This window comes from Nocardioides segetis (assembly GCF_051390595.1).
Classification (GTDB): domain Bacteria; phylum Actinomycetota; class Actinomycetes; order Propionibacteriales; family Nocardioidaceae; genus Nocardioides.
The window spans coordinates 132,791-150,574 of record NZ_JBNINR010000001.1 but is presented as its reverse complement, the minus strand read 5'-3'; the positions used below and the strand labels follow the sequence as shown (position 1 = coordinate 150,574).

The 17,784-nt window shown below is 72.6% G+C and carries 14 protein-coding genes; 5 read left to right on the top strand and 9 right to left on the bottom strand.

Translation table 11 applies throughout. The features are described from left to right. Window positions 1-2 precede the first annotated feature (2 nt). The 8 genes from ACPZVR_RS00655 to ACPZVR_RS00620 form a co-directional block, all read right to left on the bottom strand. Complete coding sequence (locus ACPZVR_RS00655) at window positions 3-3,377, bottom strand: molybdopterin cofactor-binding domain-containing protein (RefSeq protein WP_436697634.1); 3,375 nt, start codon at window positions 3,375-3,377, stop codon at window positions 3-5. Next, window positions 3,374-3,841 carry a (2Fe-2S)-binding protein gene (locus ACPZVR_RS00650; RefSeq protein WP_436697633.1) on the bottom strand — a complete coding sequence of 156 codons (468 nt, stop codon included), beginning with the start codon at window positions 3,839-3,841 and terminating at the stop codon, window positions 3,374-3,376. Before ACPZVR_RS00650 ends, ACPZVR_RS00655 begins: the two co-directional genes overlap by 4 nt. Then, window positions 3,834-4,469: a cysteine hydrolase family protein gene (locus ACPZVR_RS00645; RefSeq protein ID WP_436697632.1), complete on the bottom strand. Its 636-nt coding sequence runs from the start codon at window positions 4,467-4,469 to the stop codon at window positions 3,834-3,836. The genes ACPZVR_RS00650 and ACPZVR_RS00645 overlap by 8 nt, the downstream gene beginning before the upstream one ends. Further along, window positions 4,459-5,847, bottom strand: a complete 1,389-nt coding sequence (locus tag ACPZVR_RS00640) for a dihydroorotase (RefSeq protein ID WP_436697631.1) — start codon at window positions 5,845-5,847, stop codon at window positions 4,459-4,461. The genes ACPZVR_RS00645 and ACPZVR_RS00640 overlap by 11 nt, the downstream gene beginning before the upstream one ends. Before the next feature lie 260 nt (window positions 5,848-6,107). Further along, complete coding sequence (locus ACPZVR_RS00635) at window positions 6,108-7,340, bottom strand: M20/M25/M40 family metallo-hydrolase (RefSeq protein WP_436697630.1); 1,233 nt, start codon at window positions 7,338-7,340, stop codon at window positions 6,108-6,110. A gap of 130 nt (window positions 7,341-7,470) precedes the next feature. Beyond that, complete coding sequence (locus ACPZVR_RS00630) at window positions 7,471-8,679, bottom strand: Dabb family protein (protein ID WP_436697629.1); 1,209 nt, start codon at window positions 8,677-8,679, stop codon at window positions 7,471-7,473. A 13-nt stretch (window positions 8,680-8,692) separates the two neighbouring features. Further along, window positions 8,693-9,217, bottom strand: a complete 525-nt coding sequence (locus ACPZVR_RS00625) for an aromatic-ring-hydroxylating dioxygenase subunit beta (RefSeq protein WP_436697628.1) — start codon at window positions 9,215-9,217, stop codon at window positions 8,693-8,695. Next, complete coding sequence (locus ACPZVR_RS00620; RefSeq protein ID WP_436697627.1) at window positions 9,214-10,521, bottom strand: aromatic ring-hydroxylating oxygenase subunit alpha; 1,308 nt, start codon at window positions 10,519-10,521, stop codon at window positions 9,214-9,216. The genes ACPZVR_RS00625 and ACPZVR_RS00620 overlap by 4 nt, the downstream gene beginning before the upstream one ends. Window positions 10,522-10,759: 238 nt before the next feature. Between ACPZVR_RS00620 and fdxA the strand changes: the two genes are divergently transcribed. The 3 genes from fdxA to ACPZVR_RS00605 all read left to right on the top strand — a co-directional run bounded on the left by fdxA (window position 10,760) and on the right by ACPZVR_RS00605 (window position 12,892). Further along, on the top strand, window positions 10,760-11,059 hold the full coding sequence (gene fdxA, locus ACPZVR_RS00615) for a ferredoxin (RefSeq protein ID WP_436697626.1): 300 nt from the start codon (window positions 10,760-10,762) through the stop codon (window positions 11,057-11,059). Next, window positions 11,056-12,036, top strand: a complete 981-nt coding sequence (locus ACPZVR_RS00610; RefSeq protein WP_436697625.1) for an NAD(P)/FAD-dependent oxidoreductase — start codon at window positions 11,056-11,058, stop codon at window positions 12,034-12,036. Before fdxA ends, ACPZVR_RS00610 begins: the two co-directional genes overlap by 4 nt. A 91-nt stretch (window positions 12,037-12,127) precedes the next feature. Continuing rightward, window positions 12,128-12,892, top strand: coding sequence for an IclR family transcriptional regulator (locus ACPZVR_RS00605; protein WP_436697624.1), 765 nt, complete (start codon window positions 12,128-12,130; stop codon window positions 12,890-12,892). Between the two features lie 81 nt (window positions 12,893-12,973). Here ACPZVR_RS00605 and ACPZVR_RS00600 read toward each other — a convergent pair whose 3' ends face one another. Beyond that, window positions 12,974-14,119 (bottom strand): acyl-CoA dehydrogenase family protein, encoded by a 1,146-nt coding sequence (locus tag ACPZVR_RS00600; protein WP_436697623.1) that lies wholly within the window; start codon window positions 14,117-14,119, stop codon window positions 12,974-12,976. A gap of 119 nt (window positions 14,120-14,238) precedes the next feature. On the opposite strand from ACPZVR_RS00600, the gene ACPZVR_RS00595 reads away from it, so the two are divergent. Further along, complete coding sequence (locus ACPZVR_RS00595; protein ID WP_436697622.1) at window positions 14,239-17,067, top strand: AAA family ATPase; 2,829 nt, start codon at window positions 14,239-14,241, stop codon at window positions 17,065-17,067. A 9-nt stretch (window positions 17,068-17,076) separates the two neighbouring features. Further along, window positions 17,077-17,706 carry a PadR family transcriptional regulator gene (locus ACPZVR_RS00590; RefSeq protein ID WP_436697621.1) on the top strand — a complete coding sequence of 210 codons (630 nt, stop codon included), beginning with the start codon at window positions 17,077-17,079 and terminating at the stop codon, window positions 17,704-17,706. Window positions 17,707-17,784 lie beyond the last annotated feature (78 nt).

Sequence of the window (17,784 nt, the reverse complement as noted above, 5' to 3'; positions counted from 1 at the left end):
CCTCATCTGTTCGTCACTTCGCGGCGCTGTCGCAGCAGCAGTTCGGTCGCCTGCCGGGCCAGGCCGACGGCGGCGTCGAGCTTCCACCGGTTCCCCGGCAGCGGATGGGCCTCCCAGGCGAGGTCCTCCTCGAGGACGGCGGCCACCGCGTCGGGCGTCGGCGTGGCGCCGGACAGCGCGCCCCCGAGCCGCGGTGGGTGCCAGGGCTTGGGCGCCAGCCCACCGAAGACGTACCGCGCCGCGGTCCAGCGACCGTCGGCGCCCACGCTCGCGCACGCGGCGAGCGACACCAGCGCGAAGTCGCCGTCCCACTGCTGGAGCTTGACGAAGGCACCCCGGCTGTGCAGCGCCGCGGCCGGGAGGACGACCGCCTCGACCAGCTCGCCGGGCCGCAGGTCGAGCTCGCCGGGGCCGGCGTACAGCCCGGAGATCGAGACCTCCCGGCTGCCCGCCGGACCGGCGATCACGACCGTCGCCGACAGCGCGTCGAAGACGGTGGCGAGGTCGGACGGGGTCACGGCCTGGCAGCGGTGCCCGCCGATCGCGGCGTGGTGCAGCCGGTGGTCGCCGTCGACGGCGTAGCACGGGCAGCTGACGCCCCCGCGCTTGTAGCAGTCGAAGCCATTGCGGAAGAACCAGCAGCGCTTCTCCTGGCCGAGGTTGCCGGCGACCGTCGCCACCTCGCGGATCTGGGCGGAGGCGATCGTCGCGATCGCGTCGGCCACCATCGGCACCCGCGTCCGCGCCCAGTCGGCGAGCTCGGTGAGCGTCACCGCGGCGCCGATCCGCCAGGCGCCACCGGGCTCCTCGTCGATCCCGCGCATCGACGCGATGGCTCCCGTGCCGACCAGTACGGTCGGGAACAGCAGCTCCTGGTCGCGCTGGACGAGGACATCGGTGCCGCCGCCGACGACCGTCGCGTCGGGGGACACGAGCTCGGCGGCGGCCTCGGCGACCGTCGTCGGCCGGGCGAAGCGCTCCACCGGCCGGGGCGTACGACGGCGGGCGAAGCGCGTGCCCCAGCGGTCGAGCAGCAGGTGGATGCCATAGGGGTACAGCGCGCGGAAGAGCCCGATCTGCCAGCGCGACGGGCGCCGGGCCAGATGGTGCCTGCGCGGCGCGGTGCCGTCACGCTCCCGCAGCGCGGCCAACACGACATCGGGCGTCAGCGGCAGCTCCCGGAAGCGGATGCCGGTGGCGTCGTACACCGCGTTCAGCAGCGCGGGCGCGGCGGGGATGAGCGCGATCTCGCCGACGCTCTTGGCGTCGAACGGGCCGGCCGGCTCGGGACCCTCGATGAGGGTCACCCCGATCGACGGCACGGTGGTGGCCCGCGGCAGCGGGTAGTGGACGTAGCCGGCGTTGACCAGCCGCCCGCCCTCGTAGTGCAGCTTCTCCCCCAGCGCGGCGCCCAGGCCCTGCACGGCGCCGCCGACGACCTGTCCCTCGACGAGGGCCGGGTTGATGGCCCGGCCGATGTCGTGGACCGCGGCGTAGTCCAGCACCCGGATCACCCCGGTGCCGGGGTCGACCTCGACCTCGACCGCGTGTGCCGCGTAGGCGTAGGTGGCCGAGATGTTGGGGCGCTCGATGCCGGTCCAGTAGGGCTGCATCCTCGGCTCGACGTACTCGGTGTCGATGCGCAGCGCGCCGTCGGCGGACTCGTCGGCGAGGTCGACCAGATCGGCGATCGCGACCCGGTCGGCGGCCGAGGCGACGTGGCCGTCGGCCAGCACCACCTCGGCGGTGCCGAGCTTCGCCGCCCCGAGCTCGCGCAGGCGGGCGGCCATGGCCTCGGCGCTCTGGCGTACGGCGTGCCCGCCCATGTGCGTGCCGCGCGAGGACCACGCGCCCATGTCGGGCGGCGTCTCGTCCCAGTCGGCCATGATGACGCTCACCCGGTCCATCGGTACGCCGAGCACGTCGGCCGCGATCTGGCCGAGGATGGTGCGCTGGCCGGTGCCCGCGTCGGCGCCGCCGAAGCGGACGACGACCTCGCCGGTGCTGCGCACCTCGATGCCGGCGGCACTCGTGTTGCCGCCGGGGTAGGCATAGGAGCCGCTCGCGTGCATGCCGGAGGAGACGCCGACACCGCGGAAGGGCCGGCGGTCGGGCCCGCGCTTGGCGTCCCAGCCGATCCGGTCGCGGACCTCGACCAGGCACTCGCGCAGCCGGTTGGACCCGACCTGCGATCCGGAGAGCTGCGTCGTGTCGGGCAGGCCGGCGTTGGCGATGCGGAAGTCGATGGGGTCCTGGCCGCACTGCTCGGCGAGCTCGTCCATCAGCGTCTCGAGGCCGATCGCGGTCTGGGGCTGGCCGTAGCCGCGGAACTGGCCGCCGGGCACCAGGTTGGTGTCGACCAGGCGGGCGTCCCAGCGCACCGCGTCGGGCCGGTACATCGAGCCGAGCTGCTTGATGCCGGCGCGCATCACCGACGGGCCGTAGTGGTTGTAGGCGCCGTTGTCGACGTCGATGACCGCGTCGAGGAAGCAGAGCCGTCCACCGGCGTCGGCGTGCGCGGTCAGCTGCGTGGTGAACGCGTGCCGCGGCTTGGTGAACGCGAACTCCTCGTCGCGGGTGAGCTCCAGCAGGACCGGGCGGCCGCACTTCATGGACAGCGCGGCGGCGAGCGCCTCGTGCTCGGAGATCTTCGACTTCGAGCCGAAGCCGCCGCCGACCGCGACGTCGCGGCACACCACCTGGTCGAGCGCGAGCCCGAACAGCGCCGCGAGCTCGTGCACGACGAAGTGGGGCGCCTGGCTGGAGGTCCACATCTCCAGGCGCTCGTCGTGCCACCACGCGATCGTGGTGTTGGGCTCCATGCAGGCGTGGTTGACGCGGGGGTAGTGGAACGTGCCGCGCGCGGTGAACGCGGCGTTGCGGCGCGCGAGGTCGACGTCGCCCCAGGCGTCGGCGGTCGCGACGGCCACGTTGCCACCGGCCTCCCGCTCGTGGAGCCGGGGCGCGCGGGCGGCGAGCGCGTCGGGGACGGTCAGCACGGCCTTGCGGCGGCGGTAGCGCACGACGATCCGGCGGATCGCCTCGTCCGCGGCCGCGGCGGTCTCGGCGGCGACGGCGGCGACCTCGTGGCCGACGTACAGCACCCGGTCGACGGCCATCGGCGGCCGGTCGGAGTAGGGAGCGCCGCTGTGCTCGTAGAGCCGGCCCGCGGGGAAGTCGGCAGCGGTGACCACGGCGTGGACGCCGGGCACCCGCAGCGCCGCGGACACGTCGAGGCGCTTGATGTCGGCGTGGGGAAGCGGGGAGCGCAGGACCCGCGCGACCAACGTGCCGGCCGGCGGCTCGTCGGCGGCGTACCGCGCGGTGCCGGAGGTCTTCTCTGCCCAGTCGAGCGGACGGATCGACTCCCCGATCATCGGGCGGCCCGCCGGCTCTCGGCGACGGCGCACACGGCGTCGACGATCTGCTTGTACCCCGTGCAGCGGCACACGTTGCCCGACATCGCGCGCACGATCTCGTCGCGGGTCCGGTCGACGGACGCGCGGAGCACGGCGGCCGCGCGCACGACCTGGCCGGGCGTGCAGAAGCCGCACTGGAAGGCGGCATGGTCGGCGAAGGCGGCGCGCAGGTCGGCCGCGTCGTCGCCGAGGCCGGCGGCGGTGGTGACCTCGTCGGCCACCGTCGCCGCCGGCATCGTGCAGGACATCACCGCGCGGTCGCCGACCAGCACGGTGCAGGCGCCGCACTCGCCGCGGCCGCAGGCCTGCTTCGCGGCGTGGATCCCGGCGGCCCGGAGAGCCTCCAGGAGGGAGGCGCCGGGCCCCCCGGCCGGGACGACGTCGCCATCGACCCGGAGGTGCTCAGCCGGGAGCTCAGCCATCGAGGGCGGCGGTCAACCCAGGAAGATCGGTGACGACGCCGTGGAAGCGCTCGATGCTCGCCAGGGTCGCGGCATGCGCTGCGTCGTCGGAGTCGGCCACGCACTCGGCCGGGACGACGACGTCGAAGTCCCGCGCATAGGCGTCACGGATGGTGGAGTCGACGCAGAAGCTGGTCGTCGTACCGGTGACGACGAGCACCTGCACGTCCTTCATCCGCAGCTCGACCTCGAGCGTGGTCTGGAAGAACGCGCTCGACCGGTGCTTGACGACGACCTCGTCGCGGTCCTCCTTGATCGCCTTCATCTCGTCGAGCAGCTCGGCGTCCCACGTGCCGCGGCGGCACAGCTCCAGCTTGACGCCCCGGCGCTCCAGGTGCGACGGGATCCGGCGGCGGCTGCGCAGCACGTCGTCGTCGTAGTGCACCTGCTGGGTGAACCACACCGGGATGTCCAGGCGGTGCGCCAGGTCGATCGTCCTCTCGACGTTCGGGATGATGTCCTGCGGGTTCTTCACCGCGTCGGCGCCGAACGCCTGGCCTCGCGACCCCTCGGGGTGGCAGAAGCCGTTCTGCATGTCGACGACGAGCAGGCCCACGTCCCGCGGGTCGAGCTTCACGCTAAGCGGCATGCCAGTTCCTCTCCTTGTCCTTGTCGGGTTCGGGCTTCACGACCACCTGGCCGCTGCCCGGCTCGGCCAGCACCTCGCCGTCGCGGTAGATCACGTCGCCGCGCCGCATGGTCAGCGTCGGCCAGCCGCGCAGCGGCACGCCCTCGAAGGCGCTGACGAACTCGCTCTGGGTGACGTCGGGACCGACGACCTTCTCGGCCTCCATGTCGACGATCACCAGGTCGGCGTCGGCGCCGACCTGGATCGAGCCCTTGGTCGGCGCGAGGCCGAACAGGCGGGCGGGGTTGTAGGCCATGGTCTCCGCGACCTTCTCGATCGCGATCCGGCCCTTGAGCACGCCCTCGGTGAGGACGACGGGCAGCATGGTGGCGAGGCCGGCGAAGCCGGGCGCCTCCTCCCAGATGCCCTTGCCCGACTTGGGGATCGGCACGTGGTCGGAGCCGATCGTGGAGATCCAGCCCTCGCGCAGACCGCGCCACAGCTCGGCCTGGTGGGCCTCGTTGCGCAGCGCCGGGGCGACCTTGCCGACGCCGGAGCCGGCGAGACGCTCGTCGTCGGCGGTCAGCGCGAGGTAGTGCGGGCAGGTCTCGAGGACGACCGTGCGGCCCTTGCGCCGCGACTCGGCGGCCGCGTCGACGGCCATGCCGACGGTGGTGTGCGGGACGTAGAGCGGGCACTCCTGCAGGTCGGCGAGCCAGATGGCGCGCAGCAGGTCCTGCTCCTCGACGAAGTCGGGCCGCGACGCGCTGTACGCCGCCAGGTCGTCGCCGCCGCTCTCCTTGACCTTGGCGGTCAGGTGGCACACCAGCGAGTCGTCCTCGCAGTGCACCATGCACCAGCCGTAGGGGCCGAGCTCGCGGATCTTCTCCATGGCCGCGTAGAGCACGGCGTCGTTGACCGACACCAGGCCGATGGGGTTACCGGGCTCGTAGCCGCCCATGTAGAACTTGAAGCTGGTGACGCCGAACTCCTCGGCGTAGCGGGGGATCTCCTCCACCTGCTCCATCGTGGAGATGATGAAGTGGAACTGGGTGTCGACCAGCATCCGGGTCTTCGCGGTCTCCAGCTCGGCGGGGAAGGTGTCGAAGAAGGTCGACGGGGACCGGCGGTACTGCAGCACCGTCGTCACGCCCCCGACCGCCGCGCAGGCGGTCTCGGAGGCGAAGATCTCCGACAGCGGCCGCCCGCCGCCCAGGTGGACGTGCGGGTCCACGATGCCGGGCAGGACGTAGCGCCCCTGGGCGTCGATCCGCTCGGCGGCCTCCGGGAGCACGCTCTCGTCGGCGACGGCGACGATGCGGCCGTCCCGCACGGCGACCGCGGCGTCGACCACGCCGCTGGGGCTGACGATCCGGCCATTCACGACGATGGTGTCCACGCGCATCCGACCTCCAGTTCCCGCTCTCGTAGAGCGCAACCTCGCCTCGCGATGCACTGGCAGGAGATCTCGGGTGGCTGTCGGCCGCACACCCGGCGCACAGTGCGTCAGGGCTGTAATCGACTCCCGGTCGGGAGGCGATGCCGTCGTCGGAGACTCTAGTGAGCCGGGCCACACTCGTCAAGCATGCGTGATGACATCTCGCAATGCGATATCACCTTCAGGTCCTGCTCACGGCGATCGCAGTCCGGTCCTACCGCTCAGTGCTCGTGCGCGTGGCGGTGTCGCGGCGGCCGCTGATGCGGGTGGTGGTCACTCCCGAGAAGGGCCGTGTAGAGCTCCCGATAGCGCTCCAGCTCGGCCAGGTCCACGACGTCGCGTCGCGGGTCGGAGGTCGATCGTACGCTCTGCGGGCCGACCCGGACGGTGTCGATGCCGTGCTCACGCAGCACGACCCCGTCGGTCGACCCGGTCCAGCCGGTGATCCGCGCCGGCGGCGCGCCGAAGACGCGCTCCCACGCGTCCTGCGCCGCCCGGACGACCGGCGCCCGCTCGGGCGTCGCCTGCGCCCCGTGGAGCCACTCCACCTCGACCGCGCAGCCGCAGCCGGCCAGGGGGGTCGACGCCAGCAGCGCGTGCAGGCAGGCGGTCAGCTCGGTGGCCAGCCGCGACGGACGCTCACCCGGCACCGTGACGACGTACAGGTCGACGAGGAGCTCGGCCGGCAGCAGGTCCGGCTTGTCCGGCCAGCCGGCGCGCAGGGCGCCGACACCGACCTGCGGCCCGACCTGGCCGACCGGCGCGCGGCTGGCGAGATAGCGCTCGCGCCAGTGCTCCACCGCATCGAGGACCACGCCCGCGTGGCGCAGTACGCCGCCCGGCGGCGATGCCGACTCGGGAGCGAGCGCCGCGCCGGAGGTGCCGGTGACCCGGACCCGCAGGTAGGCCGCGCCCGGCTCCTCCCACAGCGGTCCCCGCGGTCCGCCCTTGGCCACGATCGCCGAGGGGATCGCGGGGGCGTCGGCGAGGAAGGCGCGGACGCCCTCGCCCCGGCCACCGCGGCGATGGGTGCCGCTGCCGGCGAGCAGGAGCGTGCCACGGCGCGCCGTCGCGAAGGCGGCGAGGGCCGCGGCCGCGGGCGCGCGCGCCACACCGAGGCCGAACCCCTCGGCCGTGCCGTCGGCGATCCGGAGTGGACCGACCGGGTCGTCGCGACCGGTCACGAGGGGCGCGGAGCTCCCGTCGCCGTCGAGGGAGGTGTCGAGGTGCGAGTAGAGCAGCGGCCCCGGCCCGGCGTACCCGACCAGGTTGGCGCCCTCGGCGCCGTAGTCCTGCACGGTCCAGGTGATCGCGGGCCACCGTTGAGCGCACCACTGCGCCAGCGCCGTGGCCGCGACCCGCTCGCGGCCACGGGGCGCCGGCGTCCGGTCGAGCACCCGGAGGAGCTCGACTAGCTGCTCGCTGGGCCTGGAGCCGTGGGAGGGCGCCGTCACGAGCGGCGCCACAGCGGTGCGATCGCAAGGCGCGGGCGCGACGGCGGTCTGGTTGGCCGTCGAGCGTCCGCAACGCAGCGAGCGTGCCGCTGTGGTGTCGCGTAGTAGGCGCCCACCCGCGGGTCCAGGCTCAAAAACGGCCCCAGTCGTCGGACGCCGGGCGCCACACGTCGATGTTGCGCGGGTCGGCCGGCATCTTCCGGGCCCGGTGCGTCTCGTGCTCCTCCGGGGTGAACACCCGGTGGCTGTCGCACAGCTCGAAGCGCGGACCGAACTTGGTGTCGTGCAGGTAGAACGCGATGGAGGTCGACGCGGAGTGGTTGACGATGTCCGAGGCGATCGGCGCGCCCTTGTAGAGCGCGCGGGCCCGCATCCGCATGACGTGGTCGAGGCTCTTCATCGCGAAGCACAGGTGCGCGACGTAGTGCTCGTCGTTCTTCTGGATCGCCAGGCTGTGGTGGTAGCGGTCCTCGCAGCGCAGGAAGGTCGCCGAGCCGACGATGTGGTCGGACGGGATGAAGCCCAGCACCTTGATGTAGAAGTCCAGCATCTCCTCGTACTTGGTGGTCGCGAGGAAGGGGTGGACCAGGTCGAGCGGGCGGATCTCGATGCTCGGCGGCTCGGCGTACTCCTGGAAGCCGGTGAAGAGCTCGACGATCAGCCCCTCGGGGTCGAGAACCGCGAAGCCGTTGTCGCACAGCGCCTGCTGCCGCTCCTGCAGCGGGAGGACCTCGAGGCCGGCGTCGACCACGCGCTGCCTGATCTGCTCCAGCACCTCCTCGCTCTCGACGCTGAAGCCGACCGCGGTGGTCCAGCCGTCGGTGCGCTCAGGGGCGCTGATCAGCTCGATCGCGTGGTGCTCGATGTCGGCACGCAGGTAGGCGTACTCGTCCGTGCGCTGCTCCAGTTGGAGACCGACGTGGTACTCCAGGAAGTCGATCGTCGCCTGCATGTCCGGAACCTCGATGCGGGCGTACTCCATGCCGAACGGCCCGTGCGGACGCTGGGTCACGCGTCCCTCCCTTCCCGCGTCGCCCTCCGGGCCCGCGAACTCGTAGGCGACGATCGCCTGGTCGGCGATCACCGGCCGCCACTTCTCGCGCACGAAGGTCTCGTGCGACTCACTGTTGAGGTAGGCGAGCAGCTCCTGCTCGTCGGGGAACTCGACCGACATCCCGTGGGTGTAGGTCTGGTCCCGGCTGCTGATGTTCTCCCCCATCGACCAGTGCCGCATGGCGGGATAGCGCTCGGGGAAGGTCTCCAGCTCCGCGAGGATCGCCTGCCGGGTCCCGGCGGGGACCTCGTCGGCGAACCGGAAGAGCAGGGTGTGTCGGATCATCGGTCCGTCCTTGTCAGAGGATGAAGCTCAGGCGGGCGCCGACGGGCAGCGCCTCGTGACCGAGGATCGTCCGGCGCAGTCGGTACTTGAGCCCGTCGTCGGTGGGGACCACGACATGCTCGTACCAGCCGACGTACTGGTCGAACTGGCCGTCGCGCGCGCGGTGGACGACGAAGGAGGCGCGGATGCGCAGCGTGCCGTCCTCCTCACCGGGGAAGAGCCGGACGTTCGAGATCAGCCGGTGGGTCCGCGAGTGCGGGTTCTCCGCGTGCGCCTTGCGCGACTTCAGCCGCTTCACCCGGGCCTTGATCAGGTCGTAGTCGTCGTCGACGAACGAGCCGCCCGTGTGCAGCGACCAGCCGCGGTAGTCGGTGGTCGGGACCTCGTAGCGGGCCCCCTCCTCGAACAGGGCGAACCAGCCGTCGTAGTCCCAGGCGTCGAGGATGTCGGCCTCCGCGTAGAGGAAGTCCTCGACGTCGCCGCGGGTGATGGTGCGGCCGGCGACCTCGACCTGGCCGCGCACGTCTGCCTGCGTCATCGCACGTCCCTCCCCTCGAGGAAGCGCTCCGGCCGGTCGCCGATCACCTCGAGGCCACCGCCGACGGCCTGCTCCCAGTACCGCCAGAAGCCGCGCATCGCGCCCTCGTCGATCGAGCGCCCCTGCTCGCCCTTGACCTCGTCGCGCATGCCGCGGGACATGTCGCTGTAGTCGAGCTCGCCGGCACCCCTGGTCGCCTCGATGCCGCGCTGGACGGCCTCGTAGGCCTCGATGTCGTCGGGCGTCGCGAGACCGCCGGGGCCCACGAAGCTGACGACGGTCTTCATCCGCAGCGCGCGTGAGTCCGGGTGCTCCTCGCGCGGCACCAGCTGCCAGGCGCGGACGTCGGTGTGTCCCGGCGCGACCGGCTCGAGCTGGCGGATCGAGAGGCCCTCGATGTCGAAGAGCAGCAGGTTCGGGAAGACGAAGAGGATGTGGCTCTCGTCGGCGACGTAGTGCGCCCGCTCCTCGCCGAGTCGCTCGACCATCTCGGCGCGGTGCTCCTCGGTGCGGACCTTCTCGTCCTCGCCGAAGCGCGGCTCCCAGACCATGGAGATCCGGCCGCCGTGGCCGGTCAGCACGAGCAGCGAGTGACCGTTGCCGAGGTTGTAGGCGTACTGGTCGTCGTCGGTGACCGCGAAGCCGGACTCGCGCAGGTAGCCCACGAAGGTGTTGTGGGTCGGCGAGAAGTGGTAGCCGTCCATCGCGTTCTCGACCGCGAGCTTCCAGTTGCCGCGCACGCTGTAGAGCTGGACGCCGGGCAGGGTGGTGACGCCGCTGGCGTGCTGCTGCTCGATCATCGTCATGTAGTCGGCGGCGTCGCCGAGGTGCTCGAGCAGCGGCGGCACGTCGGGGTTGAACGAGATGAAGACGTAGCCCTCGTGGATCTCGAGGCGGGGCACCGCGCGCAGCATCATGTTCTGCTGCAGCGACGCGATGTCCTCGTAGGCGCCGTCGTCCGGGATGGCCGCGACGGTGCCGTCGTTGTTGAACGTCCAGGCGTGGTAGAAGCACTGGAACCGGCGCTGCGAGCCCTCGGTCTCGCGGCACAGGACGGTGCCGCGGTGCGGGCAGGAGTTGAGCCAGGCCCGCACCTGCCCCTCGGTGTCGCGGCAGAAGATCAGCGGCCGGCCGGCGATGGTGCGGACCTTGAAGTCGTTGGCGTCGGGGATCTCCGTCTCGTGCCCGAGGTAGAGCCAGGTCCGCAGCCATACGTCCACCCGCTCGCGGGCGAAGATCTCCGGGGACCGGTAGGCCTCCCGGTTGACGCGGAACGTGAGCCGCTCCCAGTCCTCGACGAGCATGGGTTCCGCTACTCGCTCGGACACTTCGCTTGACATGTCGATCGCTCCTTCACCGTCTGGCCTGATCACCATTGCGAGATGCCATCTCGCGATGCGACATAGCCTCGCCCACCCCACCGGGGCTGTCAAGAGGTCGGATGAATCCGTCCGACGGGTTGACGACGACGCCCTTCTGGGTTCATTGTCCTGTCTTGTAATAAGAGACGCTATCTCGGACTGCACAACGAACGGAGACGCCGTGCCCTACGTGATCACTGGTTCCTGTATCGACGTGATGGACCGGTCGTGCGTGGAGGAATGTCCCGTCGACTGCATCTACGAGGGCGACCGGATGCTCTACATCCAGCCCGACGAGTGCGTCGAGTGCGCCCGCTGCGAACCGGTCTGCCCCCAGATCTCCATCTACCACCACGACGACCTCCCCGACGAGGCCAAGGACTACGAGCGGATCAACGCCGAGTTCTTCACCGACCTCGGCTCCCCCGGTGGCGCCCGCAAGGTCGGCCGGGTCGGCGCCGACCACCCGGACGTCGCATGAGCACCGGCACGGTCCACGAGGTCGACCTGCTCGTCGTCGGCGCCGGACCGACCGGCCTCTACGCGACCTACTACGCCGGCTTCCGGGAGCTGCGGGTCGCCCTCCTCGACGCCCTGCCCGAGGTCGGCGGCCAGGTCGCCGCGCTCTACCCCGAGAAGGCGCTGTACGACGTCGCCGGGTTCCCGTCCGTGCGCGGCCAGGAGCTCGTCGACGCGCTGCACGCCCAGGCCCGCTCCGCCGACCCGCTGATGCTGCTCGGCCGCACCGCCGTCGCCCTCGAGGAGCACGCGGACGGCGTCGAGGTCACCACCGACACCGGCGAGACCGTGCGCGCCGGCGCGGTGCTCGTCACCGCCGGCATCGGCAGCTTCACCCCGCGCGAGCTGCCCGTCGGCTCGGAGTACCTCGACCGGGGCCTGCGCTACTTCGTGCCGCGGCTGGCCGAGCTCGCCGGCCAGGACGTGCTGGTCGTCGGCGGCGGCGACTCCGCGCTCGACTGGGCACTCGGCCTCGAGGACATCGCGCGCAGCGTCACCCTCGTCCACCGCCGCCCGCAGTTCCGCGCCCACGAGCGCAGCGTGGCACAGCTCGGTACGTCGAGCGTCGAGGTGCTGACGCCGTACGAGGTCGCCAAGGTGTCGGGCGAGGAGCGCATCGAGGAGGTCGTGGTCGAGACCCGCGACGGCGAGAGCCGCACCCTCGCGGTGCAGGCCGTCGTCGCCGCACTCGGCTTCATCGCCGACCTCGGCCCGATCGACGGCTGGGGCCTGGAGCAGGACCGCCGGCACATCCTGGTCGACCGCACGATGCGTACCAACCGGGCCCGGGTGTTCGCCGCCGGAGACCTCGCCCACTACGAGGGCAAGGTCAAGCTGATCTCGATCGGCTTCGGCGAGGCGGCCCTCGCCGTGAACCACATCACCGCGCTGGTCCGCCCCGGATCCGCGCTCACGCCGGGACATTCGTCGGACCTGTGACGACACGGGCGTCCGCGCCCGCCGGGCACGGCGGCGCGGCGCTCCACCCGTGCGATACTCCGTCGAGCCCAGCGCCCCGATTCGAGGTCACATGAGCACCAGCAAGAGCCCCAAGAAAGAGACGAGCGAGACCGCTCCCACCATCCAGACGGTGGAGCGGGCCGCGGTCGTGCTCGGCTCCTTCACGGTCGCCAAGCCCTACCTGAGCCTCAACGAGCTGACCGCGTCGCTCGGCACCAGCAAGGCGACGGCCCACCGCTACACCAAGGCGCTGCGCGCCGCCCACCTGCTCCGGTACGACGAGCGCACCGCGCTGTACTCCCTCGGCCCCCAGGTACTGACCCTCGCCGCCTCCGCCCGCGCGGGCCTGCCGATCGTCGCCGCGGCCGAGCCCTACATGGAGGCGCTGCTGCACGAGGTCGACGAGACCGTCGTGCTCTCGGTGTGGGACGGCGAGACGGCGACAGTCGTCCGCTCGGTCGACAACACCGACCACATCATCCGCATCGGCGTCCGCTCCGGAGCCCGGCTCGACCTCACCGACTCCGCGCAGGGGCGGGTCTTCTGCTCGTTCCTGCCGCCCGAGCAGGTCCCCGGCCTGAAGTCGATCCTGCGCCGCTCCCCCGAGCTGGCCGCCGAGTTCGAGAACATCCGCGAGCTGGGGCTGTCGCTGAACTCGCCCGACATCAACGGGGTGCGCACCATCGCGGCGCCGATCTTCGAGGGCGACACCATCGTCGCGGCCATGGCCATCGTCGGCACGGCCGTCACCGTCTCGGCCGATGTCGACAGCCCGATGGCGCGCGCCCTCCTGCGCACCACCCGCGCTCTCTCCGAGGGACTCGGCGGCCACTGAGCGCAGACGCATCGACCCGGCGCGTCTGAACGCGCCGGGTCGATGCGTCTGAGACGTTCAGATGCGCCGGGTCGATGCGGGTCAGAGGCCGAGGTCGCGGCCGATGAGCTCCTTCATGATCTCGTTGGAGCCGGCCCAGATCTTGGTGACGCGGGCATCGCGCCAGGCGCGCGCCACGCGGTACTCGTTCATGAAGCCGTAGCCGCCGTGCAGCTGCACGCAGTGGTCGAGCACCTCCGACTGGACCTGCGAGGAGAACCACTTCGCCTTGGCCGCGTCGATCGCGGTGAGCGTGCCCTGGGAGTGGTTGAGGACGCACTTGTCGATGTACGCCTCGGCGGCCTCGATCCGGGTGACCAGGTCGGCCAGCAGGAACTTGTTGTGCTGGAAGGTGCCGATGGGCGCGCCGAAGGCGTGGCGCTCCTTGGCGTAGTCCACGGTCTCGAGCAGGATCTGCTTGGCGTGGGCGATGTTCGCGACCGCGCAGCCGAGCCGCTCCTGCGGGAGCTTCTGCATCATGTGGATGAAGCCCATGTTGAGCTCGCCGATGATCTCGGCGTCGGTGACGCGGACGTTCTCGAAGAACAGCTCGGCGGTGTCGGACTCCTCCATGCCCACCTTGTCGAGCTTCCGGCCGCGCGAGAAGCCCTCCATCGTGGCCTCGATGCCGAACAGCGTGATGCCCTTGGGACCCTTCTCCGGGTCGGTGCGCACGGCGGTGACGAAGAGGTCGCCGGAGTAGCCGTTGGTGATGAAGGTCTTGGATCCGTTGATGATCCACGAGTCGCCGTCGCGCACCGCGGTGGTCTTCAGCGCGGCGAGGTCGGAGCCGCCCGACGGCTCGGTCATGCCGATGCCCAGCAGGATCTCGCCCGACGCGACGCCGGGGAGCCAGCGCTGCTTCTGCTCCTCCGTGCCGAGCTCGACGATGTACGGCGCCGTGATGTCGGCGTGGATGCCGTGACAGGTCGGGTACGCCGCGCCCGCCTTGGCGAGCTCCTCCTGCAGGACGGCGTTGAACCGGTAGTCGCCCGCGTCCGAGCCGCCGTACTCCTCCGGGATGCACAGGCCGAGCAGGCCCTGCTTGCCCGCCTCGAGCCAGAACTCGCGCGGGAGCGCCTTCGCGGCGATGTGCTCCTCGGTGTGCGGCAGGACGGACCGGTCCACGAACTCCTTGACGGACGCGCGGAAGGCCTCGTGGTCCTCGTCGTAGATCTCACGCTTCATGCCCGCGACTCTACTCGCGGGTCACATCCGCGGTCCTTGTCCCCGGGCACAAGGAATCCCGCTCGGAGATCGGTCGCACGCCGCCACCCGGGGGCCGCTCGTCCCCTACGCTCACGAGCGTGATCTCGGCGCGACTGCTCGAGAGGGAGGCGAGCCTCGCGGAGGCCCGGGCCGCCCTCGACCGGCTGCGCGCGGGCAGGGGCGGCGCCCTCGGACTGCTGGGGCCGGCCGGCGTCGGCAAGACCGCGCTGCTCGACGCCGCCCTCACCACCCCTCCCGTCGCCGACGGCGGGGTGCGGGTCCTCCGGGCCAGGGGCGCCGAGCTCGAGACGCATGCGCCGTACGGCGTCGTACGGCAGCTCTTCGGACGGGTCCTGGCCGCGCTCGACGCGGTCGCGCTGGACGGCCTGGACGGCGTCGCGCACGGTGCGGCCCGGCCGGCGGTCGACCTCGTGCTGCACCGCGGGGCACCGGTGGCGGACCCGTCGGTGATGCTCAACAGCCTGTACTGGCTGCTCGACGGGCTGACCGCCGACGGACCGCTCGTCCTCGCGGTCGACGACGCGCACTGGGCCGACGAGGCGTCGCTGCTCTTCTGCCACCACGTGCTGAGCCGGGCCGACGAGCTCCCCGTGCTCCTGGTCGTCGCCGCCCGCGACGTGCTGCCCGAGCGGCGCAGTCCGGCCCTCGCGGCGCTGGTCGCCGACACGCCCCGGCTCGACCTCGCTCCACTGAGCGTCGGCGGCGTCCACTCCTGCCTGGCGGAGCTGTGGCACGCCGAGGTGGACGACGCGCTGGCCGCCGCGTGCGCCGACGTGACCGGCGGCAATCCGTTCCTCGTCGTCGCCCTGGCCGACCTGCTGGCGGCGACCGATCCCGCGCACACCGCCACGACGGACGTGCGCACGCTCGTGCCCCGCACGGTGGTGGACGCGGTGGTGCAGCGGCTGACGGCGCTCGACGCGCCCGAGCAGGCGCTGGCCCGCGCGGTCGCGGTCCTCGACACCGCGCCGCTGCGGGTGGCGGCCGACCTGGCGGGGCTGACCCCGGCCGCGGCGGGTACGGCGGCCGACCGGCTCCGCGACGCCGGCCTCCTGGCCACCGAACGGCGGCTCGGGTTCCGGCACGCCCTGCTCCGCAGCGCGGTCGCGGCGGCGACCGGAGCCGCCGCGCGCGACGATCTGCACCGCCGCGCCGCGCGGGCGCTCGCGGCCGAGGCCGACGGGCTGCACCTGGCCGCCGGCCATCTGCTGGAGGCGGAGGGCGTCGGGGATCCCTGGTCGGTCGAGCTGCTGCGCACCGCCGCCCGGGCGGCGCTCGCCGACGGCGCCCCCCAGGCGGCCGTCGACCTGCTGCGGCGGGCGATCGCCGAGCCGCCCGCGGCGACCGACCTTCCCGGTGTGCTGCTGGAGCTCGGCACCGCCGAGCTCCACGCCGGCGACCCCGCGTCGGTGGCGACCCTCCAGCGGGCCGGGGACGGCGTGAGCGACCCGGCGCTGCGCGCCCGGTCCGCGCTGGCCCTCGCGACGGCGTACAACGTCGGCGGCTTCTACGACCGCACGGTGCCGATCCTCACCGCCGCGCTCGCCGGCCTCGGCCCGGAGCACGGCGACCTCGCCCTGGTGGTCGAGGCGGTCCTGGTGTCGGCAGCGCTGCAGGTTCCGGACCAGGTCACGGCGGCGCGCGCCCGCCTCGCGGCACACGGCCGGCTCTCCGGCGAGACTCCCGGCGAGCGGCTGCTCCTCATCCAGCAGGCCGCGGTCGCCAACGCCGTCAGCGCTCCCAGCACCGAGGTCCACTCCCTGGCCCGCCGGGCGATCGGCGACGGGCTCACTCCCGAGCAGGTCGCGAACCCCTTCGAGTGGACGATCGCGCGGCTCCAGCTGGCCGCCGCGGGTGAGTACGCCGTCGTGGCGGGCCTGTGCGCGCAGGGTCTCGACCTCGCCGCCCGGGAGGGCTCGGTGCTCATGCACGTCGCGGCGTCCTTCGTCCGCGGCTGGGCGCACCTGTGGGCCGGGCGGCTCGACGACGGCATGGCGGACTTCGACGCGGCCCTGGAGCACGCCGACCTGGTCGCCGGCGGCACGATCGTCGGCGTCCTGTCGCACGCCGGTCGCGCGGAGGCGCTCCTCGAGCAGGGTCGGTACGTCGAGGCGCGGGCGGCCGTCGACAGCGTCCCGGACGAGATCCTCGCCGACCTGATGCACGCCGGTGGCATCCACCTGCTGCGCGCCCGCGGCCTGGTCCTGGCCGCGCTCGGCGACCACGCCGCGGCGCTGGACTCGTTGCGCACCTGCGGGCGGCGCCTCGACGCCCTCCAGGTCGACTCCCCCACCTGGTGCGCGTGGCGGGCGGCCGCGGTCGAGAGCCTCTGGGCGCTGGGCCGGGTCGACGAGGCACGCGAGCTGGCCGCGGTCGAGCTCGCGCGGGCGGAGGAGAAGGGTGCGGCCGGAGTGCTGGGGCAGGCGCTGCGGATCGCCGGCGAGGTCGCCGGTGCCGGCCAGATCGCCCTGCTGGAACGGTCGGTCGCGGTGCTCGACGGATCCCAGGCACGACTCCAGGAGGCGCGGTCGCGGGTCGCGCTGGGCTCCGCGCTGCGTCGTACCGGACGCCGGGTGGAGGGGCGCGAGCAGCTCCGCATCGGCCGCGAGCTGGCGCACCGTCTCGGTGCCAGCGTCCTCACCGAGCGGGCCACGACCGAGCTCGCGCTCGCGGGCGGGCGCGCCGGGCGGATCGAGGTCACCGGCGTCGCGGCCCTGACCTCCGCCGAGCGACGGGTGTGCGAGCTGGCCGCGACGGGACTGCGCAACCGGGACATCGCGCAGCGCCTGTTCGTCACCACCAAGACGGTCGAGGTGCACCTGTCGCGCGCCTACCGCAAGCTCGGCGTCGGCCGCGACGGCCTGCGCGGGCTGCTCTCCTCCGGCGACGGCACCGGCGACTCCTAGAATCCGGGCATGGCCGCCCACGACACCCGCATGCTGCTGCTGGGTGCCGTCGCGCTCTTCGAGCCGGTCAACGGCTACCAGATCCGGCGCGAGCTGCTGTCCTGGACCGTCGACGACTGGGCCAACCTCAATCCGGGCTCGATCTACAACGGCCTGGCCACGCTGACGAAGCAGGGCTTCCTGCTCCGCCACGACCTCGAGGACGGCGGCCGCGAGGTCGCGGTCTACGAGGTGACCGGCGCGGGCCGGACCGAGCTCGAGCGTCTGGTCACCGCCGGCCTGGAGGAGGTCAGCGTCGTCGACCGCAAGGGCTTCAGCGCGGCGTTCGGCCTGCTGCCGCTGGTGCCGCCCGACCGCGCGCTGCGCTCGCTCATCCGGCGCCGGGTCGCGCTCGAGGACCTCGTCGCGCGCCTCGCGGAGCCGACGGCGCCGGCCGAGGCCCCGCCCCATGCGCTGCGGACCGTCGTGATGTGGCTCGACCTCGCGGTCGCCGAGCTGGCCTGGCTGCGCGAGACGATCGAGCTGATGAAGGCCGGGCGCCTGGCGCTGGACCCGGCGACGTGGACGCCGCCCGCCGACGACCCGGGCTGGCAGATGAACGCCGACCGCGAGCGCTACCGCGCGCTGCTCGGCGGCTGATCTGCACGGTTCAACTACCGAATGTGCGGTGATTCCGGCCGATCGGCGACCAATTCGGTAGTTGAACCGGAAACCCGG

Coding starts and splice junctions, on each gene's coding strand:
- ACPZVR_RS00655 (WP_436697634.1), bottom strand. CDS start 3,377: ATGATCGGGGAGTCGATCCGTCCGCTCGACTGGGCAGAGAAGACCTCC.
- ACPZVR_RS00650 (WP_436697633.1), bottom strand. CDS start 3,841: ATGGCTGAGCTCCCGGCTGAGCACCTCCGGGTCGATGGCGACGTCGTC.
- ACPZVR_RS00645 (WP_436697632.1), bottom strand. CDS start 4,469: ATGCCGCTTAGCGTGAAGCTCGACCCGCGGGACGTGGGCCTGCTCGTC.
- ACPZVR_RS00630 (WP_436697629.1), bottom strand. CDS start 8,679: ATGATCCGACACACCCTGCTCTTCCGGTTCGCCGACGAGGTCCCCGCC.
- ACPZVR_RS00625 (WP_436697628.1), bottom strand. CDS start 9,217: ATGACGCAGGCAGACGTGCGCGGCCAGGTCGAGGTCGCCGGCCGCACC.
- ACPZVR_RS00620 (WP_436697627.1), bottom strand. CDS start 10,521: ATGCTCGTCGAGGACTGGGAGCGGCTCACGTTCCGCGTCAACCGGGAG.
- ACPZVR_RS00610 (WP_436697625.1), top strand. CDS start 11,056: ATGAGCACCGGCACGGTCCACGAGGTCGACCTGCTCGTCGTCGGCGCC.
- ACPZVR_RS00605 (WP_436697624.1), top strand. CDS start 12,128: ATGAGCACCAGCAAGAGCCCCAAGAAAGAGACGAGCGAGACCGCTCCC.
- ACPZVR_RS00600 (WP_436697623.1), bottom strand. CDS start 14,119: ATGAAGCGTGAGATCTACGACGAGGACCACGAGGCCTTCCGCGCGTCC.
- ACPZVR_RS00590 (WP_436697621.1), top strand. CDS start 17,077: ATGGCCGCCCACGACACCCGCATGCTGCTGCTGGGTGCCGTCGCGCTC.